Here is a 25052-nt window from a genome sequence, read left to right as displayed (position 1 = left end):
CTCATCGTTCCTTGATTAGTATTTATTAATTACGTAAACCATTCTCATTTGATTAGTCAATCGTATTATTTGACTCAGGTTCATTTTTCCACAGTAGCTCTTGTTTCGGTAAGGCCAGATCAACTCCATTCTCCTGAAATACAGATTGGATGGTTTTAATCACATCGCTTCTTACCTGACCCGTGTCTTTTAAAGTTTTCACCCAGAAGTAAATTTCTATCATTATAGATTGTGCTGACAGACTTCCAAATTGCACGGATACAGCAGGAGTAGCGAATATCTGATCATTCTTATTTAAAACATCTACGATTAACATTTTTACTTTATCCAGATCTGACCCATATTTTACCTCTAACTGAATATGTATTCGTTTTTTAAAACCACCGACAGTCCAATTTAATACATTGGAATTCAAAAGATCACCATTAGGCATAATGAGATCAGCACCATCTAGTGTAGCAATTACACTGCTACGAAAACCAATAGATTTAACCTTACCGGCATGTCCGTCAATTTCGATTAGATCATCTACGTTAACCGGTTTTTCAAAAGCTATAATCAATCCACTGACTAGATTATTGACTAGTGATTGTAAGCCAAAACCAATTCCTACACCCAAAGCACCAATCACTAACATGATTTGATCTACGGGAATTCCGGCAGCGGCGAAGGCTAGGAAAAAACCGATTGAGATAATACTGATACGAATGAGCAGAATCCAGCTTCCCAAACGGAACTTTTTCTCCTGCTTATCATCGTTGGAATTCCATTGGGAGTCTGATGCAAAAAAAGATACTATTTTGGAAAGTACGGTGGCTCCGATCATAATAAGCATAAAAATAAGCAAGTTATATATCGAAAAGGTATAACTTCCTAACTGATGTTCTTCCTGAAAAAAACTTTTTAATGGTTCTGACAAAAGCCTAAACTCATAAAAATTTCGTCCAAATAATACGAACCAGCCAACAATTAAAATAGCGTAAAAAAAGAATGGGGCCCGCTTACCAACTCGATTATAATTAATGTAAAAAAGTCTTCTTTCCTGCTTTTTATAAAGATTAGAGGCATAAGTCAATCCCTCATTAACCAGCCTAATCACCCAAAGAAAAACAATCGCAACAACGACATTCATCAAACCTGCAACCATCAAAATTTTAGCAATATTGAAGCGCCCCAATACATTAAACAAAATCGAAAAAAGTTCCATTATGGTCATAAGAAAGATCGGTATAAGAATCCAACGCTCACGTAATTCTTGATGACGCTCTTTATTAAAAAGAATAAAGATACCAGTAACAAAACTTATCATGGCAAGAATAACCATTAACCATCTTTCTGGCCTAGAAGCCTGCAATACAAGATTATCTACAGCTACAAAGGCAAACAAAACGACAAAAATAACCCAGATACCCAACCAATATTTAGAAATTTCTTTTCTAAATATAATAGTGATCATCAAAGCAGATACTAATACAATTCCCGCAGTAAAAATAAATGGTGGATTAGGAAATAAAAACTGAGCTACACTGAGCGTAATCACTATTCCTGATAGAAATGGAGAGCTTAGTAGCATACTTTTCACTTCTTCTTTATTATTTATATTTCTAATTCCAGATCGTAAAGAATAAAGATAGGTCGTTACGAGAAGTAACAATAAAACAGAAAGAATAATCTTTCCCCAATGCCCCTTTAGGTAATAAAAGAATACCAGCTTTGCTTTTAGTGCGGAAAAGTAAAGCACTTCGTGGATCGGCCGATCAAAATTACTTTCTTCCCAAAGATTTAAAAATTCTTGTTGAAATGTTTTATCTGAAATTTGCTGTTGATCGTATTCAATTTCTTCCATTCCAGTTTGAAGTTGAAGCAACTCAAAATTAACTTGATTCTGTATGGTCTGTATAGTATTAATATTATCTTTTAATAAAGTTGTGACAGGAGTTATTTCCACAGCTACAACTTTCAGTTTGTGAATATATTGATTGAGTTCCGTTGAGTCTTTAGATAATATAAATAGTGATTTATCATTACATAACGAATCAATCTGAAATCTATAACGAACCAGCTGGTCTAAATAACGATCAACCCGTTTCTTATAGATAGAAACCTCTGCATGAAGAGCATCAAGAATATGATAAGTTGTGGTCAGGTTGCGCGAGGTTTGAGTTGTACCCTTATTTTCAAAGACACCATCTTTGGAAATATTATGCCATTGGGAAACTTGATTCAGATCGCGAATAAGGGCTACAGTATCAAAACCTTTTTTCAAAAAAGAGCGGGCTTGCCTCGACAGCACTTCGATTTCTTCAATGACTTGATTTTGTCGTATGGCCGCTTTATCTGTCTCTATATCTTGAAGACTTTTTTTCGCCGATTCTTTAAAGAAAATCTCGGTACGTGAAACGAAATCTTGCTTTGCACTATCTTGTGCCAACACTTTTGAATATGCGTCAGAAACAAAAAGAAATATGGTCAGCAGTATAGATATATTCAAAAAGCGCATTCTCTTTAATAATTAGGTTAATAAGTTTATCCTACACAAAAGATTATATGTCAGAGCACTCATCAAATTTAATGATTAATATTGAAGTATTTTATGTTTTTAAGCTAAATAATCGATAGGCAATATCAATTCTAAAAACATGAGTACTCATCTACAATTGATTTTAAAAACCATATTAACACGTAAATGGAAGATAATCGTACTCTCCTATATATCTTAGCATCACACCTTAATTTACACTGATCCTGAAAATAAGGAGACGGGCGGTTTGGTTGTTATAATAATCATGAGAAAATGATCTTAAATCGATCACTTTCTCATGATAATAGCACGGTAAGACTCCTCAAATTAGTAGTAAGAAGAGTTTAAGTTATTGTTTTCTTTTTCCGCTTTTTCAATAATTTTGATATCTGTCAGAATTAGAGGAAAGTTTTTCTTAATACATAAATCCTGTTCAAAATGGACTGAAGGTTTACCATCTGCAGTCCGAATAGTCCAACCGTCCTCCTCTGTATAATTATCATCCGTTCCTAAATTAATCATCGGTTCAATTGCTATCACTAAGTTTTCTTTCAAGACCTTACCTTTACCACGTTGTCCATAGTTAGGAATATCTGGTCCTTCGTGCAAATCACGTCCTAATCCATGACCGACCAAGTCGCGTACTAAACCATATCCATATGGTGAAATATGAGAGGCTATTGCATAACCTATATCGCCAATACGATTACCATGCACAGCTTGCTCGATACCTTTAATCAATGATTCCTTTGTGATTTTGACTAATTGAATTACTTCTTGAACAACTTCACCAATGATAAATGTATATGCCTGATCTCCGTGAAATCCGTTTTTAAATGCTCCAACATCTATGGAAACTAAATCACCCTCTTTCAAAGGATTATGATTTGGAAATCCATGCACGATAGCATCATTTACTGAAGCACAGATATGGAATGGAAATCCACCAAAATTATGAAACGAAGGAATTGCACCATGATCACGAATAAATTCATTTGCAAAACGATCGATATCAAGTGTTGTGATACCTGGTCTAATAATCGATGCAATAGCAGCCAATGTTTGACTTGTCAATTTTGCACTTATTTGCATTAATGCTACTTCTTCTTCTGTCTTATAAATCATATCATTTATTTTTATTACAATCTGTTACAATCAGGCTTTTAGCCAATAAATATCACTTCACCAGGATCAAGATTCTAAATGAGCACACATCCATCTAATCTACTAATTAAGTAATAGTTTGAAACAAATTTAATGACCATAATACAACTAGAAAAGTAAAAATTGGACAATAATTCGACATAGCACTGAATATATTTTAAGTACTTTTGTAAAACTATGCCCATTAATTTTTTTGGAGATATTAAACCATCTGATTCCATAATAGGAGAATCAACAAGATACTGGAGGGATTCTAATTTATTTTTTAAATCAGAATGCATCTTAGGTGCATATGTATTTTCATGCAAAGACTTAGAAGGCAACCAGGCACTATTCAATGACGGTCTTCCTACTTTAATTTTTATGCCTAATAAAACGGATATCGTTCATATTAAAAAGGCTGATCAAACAATCAAATTAAATGCGGCATGGGTATGTTGTGGGACAATACAGAATACTTACTGGCAACTACCTCAAGATCTTGAATATATTATTGTATTACGTTTTCATCCTTCATCCTTTTATCAAATTTTTGATGTAGCACCAGAATTCTTTCTTTCACATCCCGTCTGTAGCCTAACTGACATCATAAGTGAAAAATCAAAATTGCTAATCGATAAACTGTATCAAAATAAAACTGTTGCAGATCGTATGCAATTACTGGAAAACACCATGCGCACATATACTCCAGCAGAAAACCTACCTTCTCTGCTTCAAGAAGCTTTAAATAAAATTGAACAGAAAAAAGGAAATATATCTGTAGCAGATATAATCCATGGTTTGGGAGGAAAAATAAATCGTAAATGGCTACAGAGAAGTTTTGTAAAATACATGGGAATTTCTCCTAAAAAATACATTTCTTTACAACGCTTCATTTATATATATGGCGAGTGGCAGAGCAACTATCAAAAGGATTTCATGTCGAACTCTTTCTTATCTGGTTATTATGATTACAACCATTTTTTAAAAGATTTCAAACTATATATAGGCGTCTCACCCACGAAATTTAAATAAGCAGAAACTATTTCCTGCTCATTTAAATACAATATTACTAATCTTCATGTGTAAGATTAAAAAATGTAAGCATTTGCTCTAATGCATTATTGGCATGCATAATTTCACTATTCTTTAAAGTATCTGCTGTAGCCTCTGCACCTCTCTTGATCATATCTGCTTCAAAAAATGCTATAGCACTCTTTAAATCACTAAATTTATCACTGGTAAGACATGATGCCAATTCAAATGCATCTTGCATTGCAACATTGGCACCTTCACCAGCAAAGGGTGGCATCCGATGAGCCGCATCTCCAATCATAGTCAGGTTATGATTTGCTTCCCAAGATTGATCAAGCGGAAAGTAGTATTGTGGACGTAAAATTAACTGAACATGCTCATTTCTAAAAAATTCAGACCATGCTGTACTCCATTCCACAAACTCCTGTCTGAACCATTGATCCGCTTGCTGCTTGTCTTTCAAATCTATTCCATTTTCTTTGAACCAATGTTCTGGACATTTAAAGCTCGCAACAAACATAATCGAACCATCACCTTTAGATCCGTATCCCACAAATTGCCCCTGCCCAAAAGCCATCACCTTTCCATCTTTCGCAAATTCAACAAGTTTTGGAGCATGAATAGCGGCATCATAGATATTACCTTCAATCAAGGTGATACCAGAATATATAGGCTTAATAGTACTAATGAGCGGACGAATTTTTGAATTAGCTCCATCGGCAGCAATTACCAAATCTGCATATGTAGTTGTGCCATTTTTAAAATTTAAATACCATCCATCTTGATGTGATTCCATGGACACAAATTGGCTGTCCCAAATGACAGTATCGGGTTTTAATGAATTTAACAGAATATCACGCAATGGTCCGCGGTCTATTTCAGGTCGGTCTTCTCCTTTTCCAATTTCACGATCATGATCATCCATGTGAATGTTAAGATCCTGATCGACAAGCAACAATTTACTTGCAGTGGGTCGGTGATGTTTATAAAACTCTTGAAGAAGACCTGCACGCTTCATCGCTTTTAATCCAGTACCTTCATGAAGATCCAACGTAGATCCTTGCACGCGCACTTCACGATTAATATCCCTTTCGTAAACATTTACTTCCACATTTTGCATCTGTAAAAGACGAGCTAAAGTTAACCCGCCAACGCCACCTCCGACGATAGCAATTTTCTTATTTTCTACTAACATTCTTTTTCTTTTAACACGATGTGGTAAAATTATTCAGAGTTAAGAGAAGATAATAGTATAAATCGGTCGTTTTTATTCTTCAATAATTCTTTCGGTACTACGCCAGAAAATTTTTTTATATCTTTTATAAAATGGGTCTGATCAAAAAAATTCTCTTCAGGAAACAATTTTCCCTGTGCAACATGATCCAGAGATGCTCGAAAGCGTAAGACATTGCAGTATGCCTTCAGGGATAGACCAAATTGCTGATTGAAATACCTATTGATCTGACGGCTGCTCCATATCACTTTTTCTGCTAATTCTTTTACACTCACGGATCCCTTCGAGGCATAAATTAAATCAAATAAGTGCTGTTTCCGTTTATCGATTTGATGGGGAATTAAGGACTCCATTGTCAGTGTTGCTTTATTCATAAAACAATTAAAATCTTGCAGATCATCTTCAGAAAAATCCCAAAAATCACTTGGAAGCACTTTGCCTGAATCCACTAGATCGGAAATAGGTTGTTTCAAAATATAGTCGACAGCAAGTAATTTAAAACTTACCACAAACATCTTTATACGTGCGGGAATAGTCGCCGGTTTATGTTGTGTACCAAGTCCCAATAATATGATTTGAAAAGGATTTTCCGGTGATTTAGAAAATATCAGATCAATTCGTCCATCTGGTAAACCAACTGTTTCTTTTTCCTGATCAGATTGATTATGCAAAAACCAAAAGCTTTCTACATAATCGCAAAGGGATTTATTCGGTAAAAAAACGCCATAGTCTATGCTCTTATCCATCACCTTACAACCATATTTAACTGTTATCTGACAGCTGAAAATTCATAATTTATTGAAATATCAAAACTAATTTACAGATTATATTCTTACAGATAAATACTTCTCCTATTTAATAATTATAAATAGCATATACTTAGACCAGCTCCCCTAATCTTTAATTATCTATCTTAATCGTTGCTAGCCATTTCTTTATATCCGCTTTAACCTGCTCTTCTTTTACACCTTTCATCACCAAAAAAAGTCCTTCTTTTTCCTTTCCGTCTGTAGTAGAATAGCCTGTTAAAACGGTACTATTAGCACATAATTGCCTTAACGTTTCAAAACTGCTACCAATACCATAACCGCCATTCGTGTTAAAAGGAACAATCGTTTTCCCACTGAAATCATTTTGGGACAAAAAGCTTTTGATTGGAGGAGGAAGTTGCATTCCCCAAGTAGGAAACCCGACAAAAATTACATCATATTGTTTTATATTCTCAATTTGCGTTTTTAAAGGAGGCAAATAGCCTCCTTGATTTTCACGTGCAACCTGATCTACTACACTTTGATAATCCAGTGGATAAGCTGTCATTAATTCGATCGGCACCAGATCACCTCCTATTTCTTTGTGGATGATCTGAGCAACTGCCTTTGTATTGTTTGTACGCGATAAGTACACGATTAATATCTTTTTATCATGAAGCGGTTTGTCTGTTATTGGATCAGGGCTAGACTGCTCTTTTATCGGTTCTTTAGCCTGAGAACAGGATAATAGCAATAATAAAGCTAAACTTAATAGTAATCCGTATTTTGTTAATGCTTTCATTATTAATCAATTTATTAGACAAATATCAAACCGTCAGTTTTTATTTTAGTATACGGATTACGGAAAAAACTACCCTTATTACTTATTTCCCTACTCGATTTTGTAAAGCTTCTGGATACCGCGCTCCTTGGATCGTAATTTTTGAAGTAGCTTGTTCAATCTGTTCCATATCTGCAGCCGATAATCTGATATAAGATGCGCTGATATTCTCCTGTAATCGATGGATTTTTGTTGTCCCTGGAATAGGTACTATCCATGACTTTTGTCCCAATAACCAAGCTAATGCTATTTGTGCCGGAGTAGCCTCCTTATCAATAGCGATTACTTTCAACAAATCAACCAAGGCTTCATTAGCTTTTCTATTCTCTTGTGAAAACCGAGGCACTATATTTCTGAAATCTGTGGGATCAAACTGTGTTAATTCATTGATAGCACCTGTTAAAAATCCTTTTCCTAATGGGCTGAAAGGAACAAAACCTATACCCAATTCTTCAAGAGTAGGTATAATTTCCTTTTCAGGATCCCGATAGAATAACGAATACTCACTTTGTAATGCAGTTACTGGTTGCTCTGCATGTGCTTTACGAATCGTCTCCGCACCCGCTTCTGAAAGCCCCCAATGTCTAATTTTTCCTTCATTTATCAGATCACGAATAGTTCCTGCAACGTCTTCCATCGGAACATTCGGATCCACTCTATGCTGATAAAATAAATCAATATAATCTGTTTTAAGCCTTTTCATGGATGCTTCCGCTACCGCTCTTATGCGTGATGGACTACTATCCAATCCTTTTTTTGAATCACCTTCCTGAAACCCAAATTTGGTTGCAATTACTACTTGGTCGCGAAAAGGGACCAAGGCTTCACCTAGTAGCTCTTCATTAATAAAGGGACCATAACATTCTGCGGTATCAAAAAATGTTACCCCTGCTTCATACGCTTTATGAATTAAGCTAATAGCCTCTTGCTTATCTGTAGCAGGTCCATAACCAAAACTTAACCCCATGCAACCCAAACCCAAAGCTGATACTTCAAGTTTATTATTTCCTAAATTCCTTTTTTCCATGATTTAATATTTTTATACTGACAATAAGTATTTTTTACAATCGCTACTTTTTCTTTTAAGATCTTAAACAGGTATTACAATGCAAAGTTCAGCTATAGTATTGAATAGTCGTGTATACAGATTACGGTTTCACTTACCATTATTACCGATGCTTATTCATTCTCTATTAAACAGACATCATTGTACATGATTTTGTTTATAAAAATCATGTAAGGACTGATGGATATTTATAAAAATAAACAGCATAACTCTATTTACATGCTTAAGGGAATGGTGTATTACAAAATATACTTTCGTCTTCATCCTTTATTTTTCGTTTTAGTCGGGTCAGGTATTTATTTTCGAAACAGAAGGTTGTATCTTTATAAATAGTACTATTTATTGTTGTACAAAATCAAAAAAATATTGTTAGCAAAATACAGTTCATGGCAGGTCTTATTAATCAGTATCGCTGCCGCAACATTTATTATATACCCGGATATCACCTGGTTACCTTTTGAATTAAGAGGATTAGAAGAAACAAGAAAAATGCAGCATATCATCTTTTTCTTATTTCGCTACCTGTTCTTTGTCTCATTGGTTTTTATTTTGATTAAAAGCAATCTGACTTATCTTCGATCTTCAACCTTAAAAAAACGGATCGCTTACAATCTTTTGATATCAGCTAGCGGCTACGTTGTATATGGCGGTATTTCATTTTTACTATTTACCAAAGTGAGGCATTTTGGAAGTCTTGTACTCTTTCAATTCTTTGTTGTTTCTATCCTGAGTTCGCTCGTGGGGTACATTATACAGCTCTATCGCGATAAGAGAAAAAAAGAACAGCAGATTGAGGAGCTAACCATGAAAAATCTACAGAGCCGCTATGATGCACTTACCAATCAGATCAACCCACATTTCTTTTTTAATTCCCTAAATGGTCTAACTTCTTTAATTCGAAAAAAGAATGATGAAGTCACTTTAACTTATGTTAACAAATTATCTGATGTATTCCGATACATTCTGCAGAGTGACAAAAAAGGTCTGGTTACTTTGAGAGAAGAGCTTGCTTTCGTAGATGCTTTTAAATATATGATGGAAGTTCGTTTTGCCAATAAATTGACCTATAACGTTGATATAAGTGATGAAGTATTGGACTATAAATTACCAGTGTTATCTATCCTCCCTTTATTGGATAACATTGTTGTACATAATATCATTGACAGCGATCATAAAATGATCATTGATATTTACTTCAATGACCGCAATGAACTTGTTGTTTCAAATCCTATTTACCCTAAATTGGTCGCACCCGTCAGTAACGGAACAGGTCTTAAAAATCTAGAAAGTAGATTTATATTATTACTGGAAAAACCGATACATATTGAAGATAATGGCAAAACATTTACAGTTTATTTACCCTTAAAGTAATTATTGATGCAGGTATTAATTGTTGAAGACGAAACTGCAGCTTATGAAAGCTTGGTTGAGATATTAAAAGAAATTGATCCCACTATTCAGGTATTAGGTAATACAGAAAGTGTCAGCCAGACCATTAACTGGTTAACTACAAATCCACCGCCGGATCTCATTTTAATGGATATTCATCTTTCTGATGGTGCGGCATTTCTTATCTTCAATCATGTTGAGGTCGAAATTCCTATAATCTTTACTACTGCTTATGATGAATATGCTATTGAAGCCTTCAAGGTCAACAGTATTGATTATTTGCTAAAACCAATAAAGAAAAATGATCTTGACCGCGCGTTGCAAAAATTTCAACGTTTTACACAATCAGATCTAGTAGCCTATATCTCAAAGATTACGCAATTAGCTCCTGCCAAACATTATAAAGATAAAATCTTAATTCCTGTTCAAGACAGATTAATTCCAATTGACCTACAGACTGTTTCTTTTTTTTACACAACAGATAAAAGTACCCATATCTATCTCAAAGATGGCAGTAAATATCCTTATTCAAGAACACTCGAGCAACTCTATATTACTTTAAATCCTAAGAACTTTTATCGTGCTAACAAACAGTTCATTATTGCAAGAAATTCAGTCGAGAGCATCACCATCTGGTTTGATAACCGCTTACTTATTACACTTGATACAGAAACCCCTGAACGCATTTATGTCAGTAAAAATAAAGCTTCAGATTTTAAAGAATGGATGGTAAATATGTAAAACCATCGTCGTTTATTTCTCAGATTTTTCGTATTCAGTAATCAATATTTCGCTTTGTTCCATCCCTACATATAGGCATTAATAAATTTCCACATTTTTGCGACTACCTATTACAAGATAGTTTATGGAACCAGTAGCAAAACAAGCAATTACAAACAATAGAATAACTGTCATAGATGCTATTAGGGGTATTACTCTAATCGGTATTTGTATGACACATGCCTTACAGCATTTCGGTGCATTCACTAGTACTGCCCCACCACCATTGCCCTGGATCGGTACAATGGACTCGATCTTAAGCTGGATATTGCAGTATTTCATCATGGGGAAATTCTTTATTATCTTTTCTTTTTTATTCGGCTTGAGTTTCTTTATACAAATGGATAATGCTGCTAAGAAAGGTATTGATTTTCGTGGTCGATTTTTCTGGCGTCTTATTATCCTATTTATCATCGGTCTTATACATAGCGCTCTTTTTCGAAATGATATCTTGATCATCTATGCGCTATTGGGTGTACCGCTGATCTTTATGTATAAATTATCCAACAAATGGTTGATTGCGATCTCGATTTTCTTTTTATTGGGCGGTGCACAGCTATCTAACATTGTTTACAAATCAATTGCTCCAGAGATTCTATCAACTATTACTGAAACGATGACTGAAAGAAGAGGCCGTTGGCAAGAAATATTTTTCAATGGATCGATTTTAACAAACATACAGCACAACCTTAGTGAACAGTTACATTTTAAATTCAACTTCCAATTTGGGGAATATGGACGAGGCTATATGACAATGGGCTTTTTTATTCTTGGATTATTGGCAGGTCGTTTACGTTTATTTGAAAAACTTGAAAAATACAAAAATCAGATTTATCGCTTAGCTTGGATGGCCTTAGGTGCCGTTATATTACTTTATATTATAAAACCGATCTTACCGGCACAACATGGTAATCCAATTGCTGAATGGCTAGTAATTCCCTTAGATAATCTCATTAACCTATTAGCAGCATATTTATGGTTAGCTGTCATCATAGTTATTTACAGTAAAGAAACGATGCAAAAGAAACTTTCAAAACTTGAAAGCTATGGTCGAATGGGGCTGACCAATTATATGGTACAGTCGATCTTAGGTGTATTTATATTCTATGGATATGGCTTTGGTCTATATGATCTTGGTATATTTCTAAGCGTTATGATCTGTTTAGGCTATACTATGCTCCAGATTCAGTTAAGTCATATGTGGCTACAGAAATTTCGTTACGGTCCGATCGAATGGTTATGGAGATCAGGAACCTATCTTAAATGGCAAAAATTGATCAAATCATAAATGTAAGTAATATGAAAAAAATCACTCATCTAAATAGCGTTTATGCATTCAACATTTTCAATCATTTTGAAGTGCGCCATCCGTTAGTTAATATCGTTGACTGGTCTAAAGCAACCTTACGTCCAGATTGCAATGTCCATTTGGATTTATATTGTATTGCACTATCTATACTTGATAATCATGAAGGCAAGCTTTCTTTTATTGCTCCGGGCAACACGATCGGAATCGAAAATACGGCCGATCAGGTTTTTAGAAAAGGGCATGCCTTAGTATTTCATCCGGATCTGATTGCAGGAACAGCACTTACTGAACATTTAAATGTTTATCATTTTTTTCAAAATAACAGTCATCAAGTATTGCTATTAACTCCAAATGAATGTAAGATCGTATCTGACTGTTTCGCAAAAATCGAATATGAATTAAGTCAACCCATAGACAAGCACAGCAAAAAACTATTAATCTCGAATGTCGAGTTGTTTTTAAATTATTGTGAAAGATTCTATGATCGTCAATTCAGCGTTCCAGATCATATTAATCGGGGGATGGTAAAGAATTTTAAACAGCTATTAAATCATTATTTCAAGTGTGATAATTTAATTGAAAACGGTATTCCTTCCGTGGCGTATTTTGCAGATAAACTAAACATATCACCCAATTATTTTGGAGACCTAATCAAAAAAGAAGCTGGCAAATCAGCACAGGAATATATAAAGGATAAGATCATTGATGAAGCTAAAAATAAAATTTACAACCGAAGTAAATCAATCAATGAAATTGCATATGAATTAGGATTTAAATATCCTCAACATTTTTCAAGGTTTTTCAAGAAGAATGTAGGCCTTAGTCCAAACGAATATCGGCTCTCGGCTTTAACATAAAAAAGCTGTCTTCCTTATAAAAGAAGACAGCTTTCTAATAAAATAATCTTGATCCTGATTAGTGAAGATGTTTACTAAAGAATCCCATCATCGCTTTATAAAACTCGATCTGATTTTCTTCTTTACCAAAACCATGTCCTTCATCATATTTAACCATATAGGGTACATCAACACCCTTATCCCGCAAAGCTTTTACAATCTGATCAGCTTCAGCAATTTTAACGCGTGGGTCATTTGCTCCTTGTACGACAAATAAAGGTGATTTGATTGCATCAATATGAAAAATTGGTGATACTTCTTTCGCGATTGCAGCTTCATCTTCTTTATCCAGATCATACCATATTTCATATAACATTTCTTTATAAGGTTTCCAATACTCAGGAATCGAACTCATAAGTGTAAAAATATTAGAAACACCAACATAATCAACTCCCGCTTTATACAGATCAGGTGTCTTTTCTAAACCTCTTAGTACAGCGTATCCACCATGACTAGCTCCATAGATCGCGACATTACTTTTATCAACCCAACCTTGCTCAATAGCATATTGTACACCATCTTCAACATCATCCATCGCTTTACGACCTATTTGCTTAAAACCGGCACGAAGGAATTCTTTTCCATATCCACCAGATATACGGAAATTCACTTGAAGGGTTGCATATCCTCGGCTTGCGAACAATTGTGTTTCGGGATTAAAGCCCCAGCTATCGCGTATTCCCTGAGGACCACCATGTGGGTTTACGATCAAAGGAACTTTTTTACCATCAAGAGCTACTTTAGGCAATGTGATATATCCATGAATAGTCATTCCATCACGGGATTTAAAAGTAATTGGACGCATCACTGCCATATCCTCTTCTTTCAATTGTGGCATCAAATCCACTAATAGAGTCGCTTTACCACTTTTGGTATCATAATGATAATAACGCCCATAAAGTTTGTCGCTTTGAACAACAACTAACAATTGATCTTCATTGTCTGTTTTACCAGCAATCGAGAACTCATAACCTTTAAATTGGCTTTCCAGATTTTTATAAATTTTCTTAAAAGTCTCGCTGACCGGTTTTATAATTACCTTTTCTCCTTCATATCCCACAAAGTCAATTTCCCAATTGCGCTTTCTTGAAAGAGAAATTAGATTCGCATCATATTCTTCATTGGCGTAGATTTCTCTTAATATCTTTTTATTTTTAAGATCGTACAAAACAATTCGAGATTTGTCGGAATCCAAATTAGTTAAGACATAAGCTTCATCGGAATTCTTAGAAGCATAGTTAAACGATACAACACTAAATGTTTCATCCCACTTAGTCGTATGGAAAAGTTCAAAATTTGTGGCACCTTGAGGCTTATAAAAAAATTGACTATTTATACCATTCTGCATCTTTGCATATCCACGAAGGTTACCATCCTTATCAAATTCATAACCAACTATTGCATTTGCAGGATCTTCATTCGTAAATAGTTTTTCCATTACCCCAGTTTGAATATTAACTTTATAAGGTTCGAATACCTGTTTATTATCTTTATTCATCTGGATAATAATAAAATCCTTTTGTTCCTTCAACATATTCAAAATCGATGCTTGAATATTTTCAAAAGGTGTCAAGTCAATATTATTAGTTCCATCAATATTTATTGCATAAAGATGGTAATTCTCGTTACCACCCTGATCCATGACGTACACTAAACGATCATCATTAATCCAACCCATACCGCGGATCAGCTCATTTTTTTCTTCAATAGCCCGAATAACTTTACCAGTAGCGACTTCTTTTACCATTACATGGCGTTTATTCTTATCATCCTTCTCGCGATATGAGATATATTTACCATTTGGAGATAACTGAAAACCGGATAGCTTTGGTTTCGCAAAATAATCTTCAACCTGATATTTAAAATTACCTTTGTCCAATGCAATAAGTGTTGCTAACTGTTCTTTGGTAGATACCAATGTAGTATCGCCAGGCTTAGTGATTACTTTATTTTCCAAAATTAAAGGTAGCTTGGCGTCACCTTGTGTATATGTACCTGTGATTTTTCCATTTTCCAATTTACCACTATACTTAATTCCTGCTTGCTCAATACTCAAAACAAGTTGCTTGTTTTCGAAAGTGACAACAGACAGGGGAATTCCAACAGCCCCCTGAAGTGGAACATCCATAGTACCCTGAACTTTACCGTCGGTCTCGGTTAAGTGAAAAATAATGGCAATTGCAGTACCTTGGTAATCCAATGTACCGGTCCAATCGCCTTTGATCTGTGCTTGCGTATTTGACATACCCAAAATTACAAATACAATTGCATAAAGAATCTGCTTCATAATTAATAAAGTTATTTTTGTATTAGTCGCATCTTTATCAATTTTGTTACACTTTTTTTATGGCAGAATCAATAATACTAAAACATCCTATCATCTAATGAAAAATACACAGCACGTATGAGCTCTGGCCAGTACCTCTCCAATCGTCCTTCTCGAATCTGCTGTTCCATCTTACATGCTCTTTCTGACACAACATTGCTTAAAATTGTTATGTTCTCTCCTAACTTTTCTGCGGCTATCTGCTGTAAAAGTTTCTCATATATATTTCCAGATTTAATTTGATTTTTTTACCTGTTGCAATTGAAAACGACTACCTTTCAGTAGATTCCTCAATAATGAGGATCATACCCTTGCCTTTTTCGATCATAATTAGGTCATCAGCTTTATATCTTCCCTCAACTTGAAAAAGAGGTATTGCTGGAGCATATATGTTTGCTTTCTGTGGATTTACGCCCAATTTACTCCAATCAATCTCCAATTTAACTGCGGTATTTTCCGGAGCCCAGCTCGCGATTGCCAGCATAGTTTTATTTCTTTTTTGAAAAACAGTAGTCAAAACATTCTCTTTATTCGTTTTTATAGGGATATTTGGAGACCAGTAACCGATCATTTTACTTCCTTTGATACCAAAATCATCCCATGCTTTCCACAGTCCGGCAGGTGTTAATTTTTGATAAGGCATACGGTTAGTCATACCATAGATCATGCCTCGCCAAGGATTTCCACCGTCCTGTAACATTTCCCCCATCAATCCAAATGGAATACCGCTCACCTCTGTTAAAAAAAAGTCCGGTTGATTGTTTTCATAATCAAAATATTCACCAAACCACAGTCTATTGAGATAAGGAAAATGTTCCAAATAAAGATTTGCACTGTTATTAAAACCATCACTCTTATTAAACTGATTAGCGGAGTGTAGATCAATTAATCCAGCTTTACCATTTTTAGTTAGTACCCTTTTTATGCGTTTCATCGTGATCCGATCAAATGCAACGTCATCGAGATAAATACCATCAATACCAATACGATCGACCAACCAGTTCATACCTTCAACATAGTAGTTATGCCATCTATTCATTCCACTGTTGATGATTGCAGCATCCTTAAATTGAGGCACATACCAAGCAGCAATATAATCACTTCCCAAATGTTCCTGTAGCCATGAATATCCCTGTCCTTTACCAGAGGAGAATACCTCATGCCCTAAGCTTCTTAACGGATACAGTTCATAGACTCTGTTGGAAACTTCCCTAACCGTATTATATATTTTCACTTTCAATCCTGCTTGATGGGCTTCATCTACATAATGCTTCATTTCCTTAGTAGCAATAAAAGGATAATTGATGTAGGGATTTATTTCATTAGCATGATGTATATTAATCACATTAGATCCACTCTGTACAACCGAATCCACAGGTTTATAAGCATGATAATAACGTTCGTTCCATTGGGCTTCGGTATTCAACGGATGAAAAGGGGTAATCAGTAAATTAAAATTATAGTAGAGAATATCTCCTTTTTTCAATATTCGTTCACCACTATAATTATTTACTACAACTGAGTTTCCTTCTTCTATAATATTGATTCCACCTTTATTGTCGTTACCCCAAGATTTTGGTAATACCAATGGTTTTTGCAGGTAAAAATTAGTATTGAGCGGTCTTGAATAATGTTCGTCACGAAGTGAAAACTGTATTCCGGCATGAACAGCTCCTATCCAGCCACCATCCTGATTTTTATTGGCCACATCCCATTTCCAAGTCAGTTTATTAGGCCTTTTCCCTCCTTTTTCTCCCAAACCCATAAAATAGGTTGCATATTGGGACTGCATCGGAATATGCATCTGGATATCTTTTAATGAAACATCCTCCTGAGCAGTTAGCTTAACTTCGTAATGTAAGTAACCATCAAATTCCAGACGTCCATTTACTTCCATGTTAAGTTGTGGAGAACTATTCATTGCTGTCCAACAATATTGGCCTTCATTTCTTTCGACAAACTTAATTCCACTATTATTCATTTTTATAGCTCTTCCATCAATGGCTCCATAAAGATTAAACTGCATAGGTCCATCTAGAAGATTATTTGGTTTATCTGAAATTTCCGTTAATTCCGGTGTAAAAAACGTGCTGATCTGTCCGGGTAATCCCGATGCACTCAATTTAACCGCTCTCCCCAATATTTGTAAAGTAGAATCAGCTTTCATCTGCAGTGCTGTATATGGCGCGATAAGTGTATTCTTTTGTGCTAAAGTAGAGTTCAACCACGGAAGGCGTGTCATATTCCAAGGTTCATCCGCACCATGATCCTGAATCAGATCGGCTGTAACTTCTACAATAACGTTTATCACTTGTTCCTCAGCATTGGCTGGTTTTACTTTTACTGTTCCTTCATACACTCCAGCACCTATAGTTTCAGGAACTTGAAGACCACACCAAAGCGACTGGATATTATTTATCGGAACAGAAACTTTTAATTTCATCGGTTGTCCAGTATAATCAATACCTTGCGTATTTAGACAGTTCAAGTTCTCTGCAGTGATCAACGATCCATCCTTAGATTTAAAGTCTGAAAATGAAATCTTTACATCCCTTAAATCATGCTTAGAAGACCAAAGAGCAACTTGAAAAGCATAATATTCACCTCGTTTTGCGTGTCCATAAATACGATCACGAGGTCTGTCAATGCCTATCCAGCGCTGGGGTAATTGTTTTTCCATTTTTACAGGAAATTCCCTTAACTCCGGAAATACATAATAGGATTTCTTAGCATTATGGGAAACAAATGCTTCGATCTCTTTCTGAGTTGCAAGAATTTCCATAGGATCATTACTATTATAGTGATCCACCGATTCGAAACGATCAAATGAAACACCTTTCGAATTTTGAATTTCAGGTTTTGCATCCGAAGGTGCTGCAATAGGATTCTTGAGGTAGATGGCATCAGGGTAATTAGCACTGCGTCCCCCCATTTTATAGGGTAAATAATAAATGTAGTACGTTCCATGATTTGCTAAAGGATTAAAGCGAAAAGCCCCCGATTCAGCATTGATCCACAAATAAGTATTGGGAACTAACTTTTTGTTACTTGCACTATCTACCATGATAAGTTGCTGCTTAGGTTCCATCCAACGGTTACGCCAAGGCAAAACGACCTGTACCTCTTTTTCTTGACTATTTACCCTCACTATCGCCCGATGATTTCCCAATGCATCAGCATCCCATTTCTGTACCTCTGGCGGATACGCTAATTGGCCATAAGCAGAAAAGGAAAATAACGTCACTGTGACAATTCCAACTAAAGCATATCTTTTTACTGTATTCATTTAAATATAAATTTAATTAACAAAATGGTATTTATTCCAGTTTTTTAAGATACATAAGCCTACACAACCAAGAATCTATTTAACAACATCTTTAAATATTCGCAATGAAAATTCGTAACACAATACCAATAACGGAAAACTCATGTTATGGGCTGGTTGTCTCTATACGATTTCGGTACTGCATAATATCATTTTAGATTATCAGGTTTATACTCATATATCTTCTCTCAAGCAATATTTTCTTTTGATCTTGAACTACTTCCTATATGATTTTTGTTGGTTGTATTATGAAACTAATTTGGTTATTATTTATCAATATTACAAGAAAAACGTCTTGATACACACATCATTATAATCTTAAAAAATTATAACAATCCTTTTTAAGAAACACAAGCTTAGAAAGTCTATCCTTATGATCACATAAAAAATATCAAAGTTCATTACTTCCAAAATTTTAAGTTCGGGTATCCCAGTTAAATGATCGTTTATCTATCACTTTCTATAAAATTTTATCGATATTCGTGTAAGTCGGTGCAAACATTGCCTCTTAACACTTGTTTTAATAAAAATTCGACATGCAACAAGGAATCGTCACACTAAAAAACGTTAAAAAAATTTACAAGACAGGCGATTCTGTTATAACTGCATTAGATACTACCAATGTTAGTTTTGAGACAAATAAATTGACTTTAATAATGGGGCCTTCGGGTAGTGGAAAGACAACACTATTATCAATTTTAGGCTTTGTGATCTATCCTACCGCTGGTGATGTTTTTTATAAAGAAACACATGTTAACAACTTAAAGGAATCCGATTTAGCACAATTACGGTTACATGAAATCGGTTTTGTATTTCAACAGTTTAATCTTATAGAACCATTAAATGCTTTAGAAAATGTAATCCAACCACTCATTTTGCAAGGCATTACAAAAAAGGAAGCTATCGTCCGTGCAAGCAGAGCTTTGGATGAAGTAGGATTATCAACTAAAATGAAGACACTTCCGAAAAGATTAAGTGGGGGACAGAAACAACGCGTAGCAATTGCGCGTGCTTTGGTGACTAATCCTGCAATGATCCTATGTGACGAACCAACCGCATCGCTTGATGCTAAAAGTGCCACAAGCATTATGCAAGAACTAAAAACACTAGCTTCCAAAAACAAGGCAGTCATTATTGTTACCCATGATTTACGTCTGCGCAAATATGCAGATAAAGTAATATATGTAGAAGAAGGAAAAGTTTCAGATGTGATTAATAATGAACAAGATTACAAATAGAATCGCGATAACTATAGCTATTGTAATGATGACAATGGCCTGCACTTCGGATAAGAAGCCGAAAACATCACATACTAATAAACAAATCTTACAAGATATAACCGAAATAAAAGCGATTGGTAAGATAATTCCTTCAGAAGATTGGGCCATTATTGCTAGCACAACCGCTGCAATTATTAAACAGGTACTGATTAAAGAGGGAGATACAGTTCAGGCAGGAGAGCTTCTTGTCCTACTTGATAAAGGCAATATTACATTAGATATCGAGCAAGAGCAAACAAAGTTAAATGCGGCAGTCACCGAAAACAGAACTACAGTTGAGGATATTGAAAAAGCAAACTTAAATCTAAAAGAATTGCAAGCTAAATATGAAACTTCTAAACGTCTGTTTGCCCAAAATGCAGAGTCAAAAGAGGTAATGGAAACGGATCTTACCAGTTGGCGACAACAAGAATTAACGTTAAAAGGTCTTCAAGAAAAGCGCAGAGCGCAGCAGATAAAAGAACATGAACAATATTTACAGATTCAAAAAATACAGAATCAGGAGAATGATTTCAACATAAAGGCACGTAAATCAGGAATTATTATGGATCTAACTGCCAAAGTTGGTCAAAGTGTCGGCAATGCAAATGAGCTTGGAAAAATAGTAAATGTTTCAAACCCAATTATTGAAGCCGAAGTCGATGAATTATTTGCTCAGGATGTTAAAATTGGTCAATCGGTAACTATCCTGCCGGTAGGCAGAAAAGATAATCCTACTACGGGACAGATCTTCTACATAAGCCCCATCTTATCGAACAAATCGATTCTATATGAAACCGCAAATGAAGGAGAAGACCGCCGTGTTCGAAAAATAAAAATACAGGTAAATAACAATAATCAACTACCTATCAATGCCAAGGTAGACTGTACAATAAAGATGAAATAGCATGTTAGCATTAGCTTTTAAATTCATCAAATATGATCGCGCAAAAAGTGTAGGAATCATTACGGCAATTGTCATCAGTATCTTTCTAATCGGACAACAGCTCGGGCTCCTTTTTTTTCTGATGGGGCTAATGGGAAATCTAGTGGGCAATGCTCCTGTTCAAGAAAATGATCTATGGATTATTGAAGCACAGAGTAACAATATAAATGCTGTAAATAGTATCGATAAGCGACTGGTTCAGCAAATAGGGAGCTTAAACGATATTGAGCATACCTACCCTGTAATATTAGCACCAGCACGAGCAACTTTTTTAGATGGAAAAACGGCTTCAGTAACGCTAATTGGTGCCGATGCTCCAGACTTTGTTATGGGCCCTAAGACCGAAAGGATAAAGGAAGGAAATTTATCTTCATTAACAACTCCAAGTACAGTGTCGGCCGAGTTTTTCAGTTCAAAAACATGGAATACAAATTTATTTGTCGATAAAGCCATAGAAATCAATGGTCAAAGTGCCAAAATTAGTGTAATAACAAAGCAAGCGCAAGCTTTCGGAGCAAGTTTAATGTATACCTCTATGGAAAATGCCATATTTCTGGGAAATGTATCTCCTTTTAAAGTCAACATCATTATTGCAAGATTAAAGCCCGGAACAGATAAGGAAAAGGTACGCAACGATATTCAGCAATTATTTCCACAGCTCCGTGCTTGGGATGCCAAGAAATTGCAACAGTCTACAATCAAAGAAATCTTGATTACCTCCAATATGGGAATGAGCTTTGGAACTCTTGTCCTTTTCGCTATGATTAGTGGCTTTTTCATTATCGGACTTACCTTATATTCATCTGCTTTAGATAGAATTAAAGATTATGGGACGCTAAAAGCGATCGGAGCAAAAAAAAGCTATGTAAATAAACTTATTATTGCTCAAGCATTTTTATATGCTGTCATTGGCTATCTTATTGCCATGTTTTTATTGGCAGGATTTAAATTCGGTGTTGCCGGTGCTGGATTAGTAATTGATATTTCCCCACTTTTTGCCTTGTTTCTACTATTCATTACATTGCTTATTTCAATTGGCGGTTCATTATTTGCAGTTAGAAAAATAACCAAATTAGAACCGGCATCTGTTTTTTAACATGAAGAAGATCCTATTTACTATACTAACAATTTTTCCAATCTTCGTTCAAGCACAAAAATTGAGCATTGCACAACTATGGAAAGAGGTTGATAAAAACCTCATATACCAACAAGATCTTTTAAAAAGAGGAATTAAAATACAGGAATTAAAAGAATTAAGAAATACTCGTATTCCGGTATTTTACATAGATGCTAACCTGCAACGGAATCTTATTATCCCGACCACGCCAGTCCCGGCAATTGCATTTGATCCGAATGCATTGGAAGGTGCTATACTTCCTTTAAAATTTGCCACAAAATGGTCTTCCAAAGCGGGAATACAGATGGAATGGAATTTATTTGATCCAAAACGAAAGCTCGATGAGAAACAAAAATCATTTGAAATACAAAAAGAAGATATCAACAAAGAGCAACATATACAAGAGTGGAAAAAAAATGCTACACTAGCTTATGCTTCTGTTGTACTTGCAACACAACAGTATGAGCTCGCATTACAGGATTCTGCTTCTTATAATGAAATTTTGAAAATTAGCAAAGCTCGTTATGAAGCTGGACGTCTCCCATCTAGTCAGTATTTAAATGCGCAACAAGAATATGAACAGCATCTGATCGGACTATACGATGCTTGGTCGGTTCTAGAAGATGCTGACTTAGAGTTAAGAAAGTATACCGATCTCGCTCAAACACAATCCTTAAATTCAAATATCGAGGAAATCTGTTCTTTCGTCAAAAATTTGCAACAGGAAAATTATACCATTAAGTCATTAGAATTAGATCAACAGATCAACAAATTACAGATGCAAGGTGTCAAAAAACAGCTGTTGCCGACCCTATCAACAAACGCCTACCTAGGGAAACAGTATTTTAGTAATGAATTCCGCTTGGATAGAGGCCATTCGTGGTATGGAAATAGTTACATCAATCTAGTGCTTCGCATACCCTTATCCGCTTATTTTACCGCACAGCCAACCTTGAAAAAAGAAATATTAAATTCAGGTGTATTGGAATTACAATTACATCAGGAACAGCAAATCGACCAGATCAATGCGCAACAGCAAATTGTTAAAATTAAGACTGCACAACAAAAACTCTTCCGCTTTCATAATATTGAACAATTGGCAGCACAAGAAAAAAAAGAACAAGAATCACGATATCGAGAGGGACGCTCCATGTTATCAGATTACAATCAATCAATTCTCTCCTATCATAAAGCCAAACAGAATGTATGGCAAGCAGAATTTGATCTGATCAAATTACTCTTAGATAAAATAGGAGTTAATCAATCAAATTGATTGAAAAGCATATTGATTATAACCTTGAGAATTGTTTTTTACTAATGTTGAGATAGGAAAACGTTCATTAAATCACAGAAAACTCATATTAAAGAAAACTAAATTAAATCCTATTCAATTTTCTTTACACAGCTCCCTCTAGGCGCATCACTTTCAAAAAGTACCATTTCTGAATGCAGAAATTTCGCAGCATCTGCAGAATCCTTCACTTTGACAGCACTCCGTGTTATCATTTCTGACTCATACTCCATCAACACGGATTCCCTTATTCCAGTTTTTTTCCAATGAGATGATCCACATCCTTTTGAAATACCCCGCGCTAATGCCAATGCGTCCAGTAAGGCTTGATTTGCCCCTTGTCCTTTAAAGGGACTCATAGGATGGGCCGCATCTCCGATTAATGTTACCTGCTTCCCATTATCCATAAGCCCCGCTTCAAGTAACGCTCGATCATACACAGGATAACCTGAAATAAGATCAACCTCGGTAGCAGCTAGAATCTGAGGAATAGGATCGTGCCATGGCGCCTTGCGGCATGCCTCCTCTTTAAGGGCCTGCGGTCCCTGTAAACTTAAAGCTTTTGCTTCATTTTCAGAGACAGGAAAACTAAGTTGCCACATAACAGAATCTGAAGTATAGGGCATGATATAAATACGATCATTTCCATTAGCTGTTTGAAAAACCGTCGCACCGTCCAATAAAGTGCTTGTGATATTATTGAGCGCACTCAAAGAACAAATACCCAATATCACCATACAATCAAGATAACGTAAAGGATTCACATCATCACCAAGCAATAACTTGCGGACAGAACTTCGAATACCATCTGCACCAACTACTAAATCGGCTTTCGAAGTTATGATTTCACCGTTCACTTGGAAATCTAAGACAGCCCTCCCGTTCTCGTCTTGCTTAAAATTCACCAATTGATGTGCCCACTTAATTCTATCATTTCCACCAAGCTGCTGTAAAAGTGCCTGCCGTAGTGATTGACGGGCTATATGTACATTCGAACGTTTCGCAACCATCTCAACATCCGAAGACAACCATTTCCTCATCCCCCACTCACCTATCACTTCACCTGCAGTTGTATGAACCACATGCTTTGTGGAAACCACACCTTCGTCCAAAGTTAAAATACCTAATGAAGAAATAGCTTTACTAGCCTGTTGCAAAGTAAGTCCATAACCCTGAGACCTAGTGCTAAAGTCACGATCGCGTTCATAAAGCGTAAAAGGAATACCACGGTGCATACACGCCACCGCTAGCGCAATACCACCAATACCCGCACCAATAATAGCAACATGTGGATAATGCTCTTCGTCAGGTATAACTGGTTCGTTAGACAGAATCAAGCCCGAACCATTACAGTGCAAACAAGTATATTGATGACCTTTAGGGCGAACAGGTACATTGCCCTCACCTTTCATTGTTTCAAATTGATCGCATGCAAGCTGGTAATTTAACCGTACTTTCTTACTAAGCTTACGTCTTTTTTTTCCGCGTCCCAAGCATTCCCGGCACATCACCCAATAAGTTCCTTTATTTTCTACTTCCTTCACTTCAACTTTACTTTAACATATTCAGATAAATTAGCAATTTACGAGTACAGTAAAAGCTAAGTGACCTACGTCTATGATACTACTAAATAGTATAAAACATTACTTTATCAATAGATTGCAACAAAGTAATGATACAAATTTACGACAAATAATAGGTTTCGCCATTGCAAAAAATAACCCGAATAATATTTATTTATAAGACGACATTGATCCACTCAGACGCAAAAACATTGAATTCACATCAAGAATGAAGAGGAGCTCAATAAAGATATGTATATTAG

At 35.5% G+C, this 25052-nt stretch carries 18 protein-coding genes; 9 read left to right on the top strand and 9 right to left on the bottom strand.

The features are described from left to right. Positions 1-52 precede the first annotated feature (52 nt). Positions 53-2500: a mechanosensitive ion channel family protein gene (locus tag HCX49_RS21215; protein WP_410528506.1), complete on the bottom strand. Its 2448-nt coding sequence runs from the start codon at positions 2498-2500 to the stop codon at positions 53-55. 348 nt (positions 2501-2848) lie between these two features. Continuing rightward, positions 2849-3646, bottom strand: a complete 798-nt coding sequence (gene map / locus HCX49_RS21210) for a type I methionyl aminopeptidase (protein WP_168128063.1) — start codon at positions 3644-3646, stop codon at positions 2849-2851. A gap of 216 nt (positions 3647-3862) precedes the next feature. Between map and HCX49_RS21205 the strand changes: the two genes are divergently transcribed. Next, positions 3863-4699 (top strand): helix-turn-helix domain-containing protein, encoded by an 837-nt coding sequence (locus HCX49_RS21205; RefSeq protein WP_168128062.1) that lies wholly within the window; start codon positions 3863-3865, stop codon positions 4697-4699. A 37-nt stretch (positions 4700-4736) separates the two neighbouring features. Here HCX49_RS21205 and HCX49_RS21200 read toward each other — a convergent pair whose 3' ends face one another. From HCX49_RS21200 to HCX49_RS21185, 4 genes are all read right to left on the bottom strand, one after another. Further along, complete coding sequence (locus HCX49_RS21200) at positions 4737-5894, bottom strand: FAD-dependent oxidoreductase (protein ID WP_168128061.1); 1158 nt, start codon at positions 5892-5894, stop codon at positions 4737-4739. A 29-nt stretch (positions 5895-5923) separates the two neighbouring features. Continuing rightward, positions 5924-6679: a helix-turn-helix domain-containing protein gene (locus tag HCX49_RS21195; RefSeq protein ID WP_168128060.1), complete on the bottom strand. Its 756-nt coding sequence runs from the start codon at positions 6677-6679 to the stop codon at positions 5924-5926. 154 nt (positions 6680-6833) lie between these two features. Next, entirely contained in the window at positions 6834-7484 is a 651-nt protein-coding gene (locus tag HCX49_RS21190) for a flavodoxin (protein ID WP_206368653.1), read from the bottom strand. An 82-nt stretch (positions 7485-7566) separates the two neighbouring features. After that, positions 7567-8550: an aldo/keto reductase gene (locus HCX49_RS21185; RefSeq protein WP_168128059.1), complete on the bottom strand. Its 984-nt coding sequence runs from the start codon at positions 8548-8550 to the stop codon at positions 7567-7569. A gap of 405 nt (positions 8551-8955) precedes the next feature. Between HCX49_RS21185 and HCX49_RS21180 the strand changes: the two genes are divergently transcribed. From HCX49_RS21180 to HCX49_RS21165, 4 genes are all read left to right on the top strand, one after another. After that, positions 8956-9960: a sensor histidine kinase gene (locus tag HCX49_RS21180; RefSeq protein ID WP_132771961.1), complete on the top strand. Its 1005-nt coding sequence runs from the start codon at positions 8956-8958 to the stop codon at positions 9958-9960. A gap of 6 nt (positions 9961-9966) precedes the next feature. After that, complete coding sequence (locus HCX49_RS21175) at positions 9967-10719, top strand: LytR/AlgR family response regulator transcription factor (RefSeq protein ID WP_168128058.1); 753 nt, start codon at positions 9967-9969, stop codon at positions 10717-10719. 124 nt (positions 10720-10843) lie between these two features. Further along, positions 10844-12046, top strand: a complete 1203-nt coding sequence (locus HCX49_RS21170) for a DUF418 domain-containing protein (protein ID WP_168128057.1) — start codon at positions 10844-10846, stop codon at positions 12044-12046. 11 nt (positions 12047-12057) lie between these two features. Further along, positions 12058-12924: a helix-turn-helix domain-containing protein gene (locus HCX49_RS21165; protein WP_132844003.1), complete on the top strand. Its 867-nt coding sequence runs from the start codon at positions 12058-12060 to the stop codon at positions 12922-12924. A 58-nt stretch (positions 12925-12982) separates the two neighbouring features. Here the strand turns inward: HCX49_RS21165 and HCX49_RS21160 are convergent, their stop codons facing one another. Together HCX49_RS21160 and HCX49_RS21155 are read right to left on the bottom strand one after the other, a co-directional pair. Continuing rightward, complete coding sequence (locus HCX49_RS21160; protein ID WP_206368651.1) at positions 12983-15250, bottom strand: alpha/beta hydrolase family protein; 2268 nt, start codon at positions 15248-15250, stop codon at positions 12983-12985. A 310-nt stretch (positions 15251-15560) separates the two neighbouring features. Continuing rightward, positions 15561-18575, bottom strand: coding sequence for a glycoside hydrolase domain-containing protein (locus tag HCX49_RS21155; protein WP_206368649.1), 3015 nt, complete (start codon positions 18573-18575; stop codon positions 15561-15563). A gap of 575 nt (positions 18576-19150) precedes the next feature. On the opposite strand from HCX49_RS21155, the gene HCX49_RS21150 reads away from it, so the two are divergent. From HCX49_RS21150 to HCX49_RS21135, 4 genes are read left to right on the top strand one after another with little or no spacing between them, the layout of a single operon-like run. Beyond that, positions 19151-19852 carry an ABC transporter ATP-binding protein gene (locus HCX49_RS21150; protein ID WP_132771965.1) on the top strand — a complete coding sequence of 234 codons (702 nt, stop codon included), beginning with the start codon at positions 19151-19153 and terminating at the stop codon, positions 19850-19852. Further along, positions 19833-20780, top strand: coding sequence for an efflux RND transporter periplasmic adaptor subunit (locus HCX49_RS21145; protein ID WP_168128056.1), 948 nt, complete (start codon positions 19833-19835; stop codon positions 20778-20780). Before HCX49_RS21150 ends, HCX49_RS21145 begins: the two co-directional genes overlap by 20 nt. Position 20781: 1 nt before the next feature. Then, complete coding sequence (locus tag HCX49_RS21140) at positions 20782-21915, top strand: ABC transporter permease (protein WP_021189792.1); 1134 nt, start codon at positions 20782-20784, stop codon at positions 21913-21915. A 1-nt stretch (position 21916) separates the two neighbouring features. After that, a complete protein-coding gene (locus HCX49_RS21135) occupies positions 21917-23209 on the top strand; it encodes a TolC family protein (RefSeq protein WP_168128055.1) in 1293 nt (430 codons plus the stop codon). Positions 23210-23319: 110 nt separating this feature from the next. On the opposite strand, the gene HCX49_RS21130 is transcribed toward HCX49_RS21135, so the two are convergent. Beyond that, positions 23320-24771 carry an NAD(P)/FAD-dependent oxidoreductase gene (locus HCX49_RS21130; RefSeq protein ID WP_311732297.1) on the bottom strand — a complete coding sequence of 484 codons (1452 nt, stop codon included), beginning with the start codon at positions 24769-24771 and terminating at the stop codon, positions 23320-23322. Between the last annotated feature and the right edge of the window lie 281 nt (positions 24772-25052).

The organism is Sphingobacterium sp. B16(2022) (assembly GCF_012030425.1).
Lineage (GTDB): Bacteria > Bacteroidota > Bacteroidia > Sphingobacteriales > Sphingobacteriaceae > Sphingobacterium > Sphingobacterium anhuiense.
The sequence above is the reverse complement of the archived record's forward strand: the minus strand, read 5'-3'. Positions and strand labels throughout refer to the sequence as shown.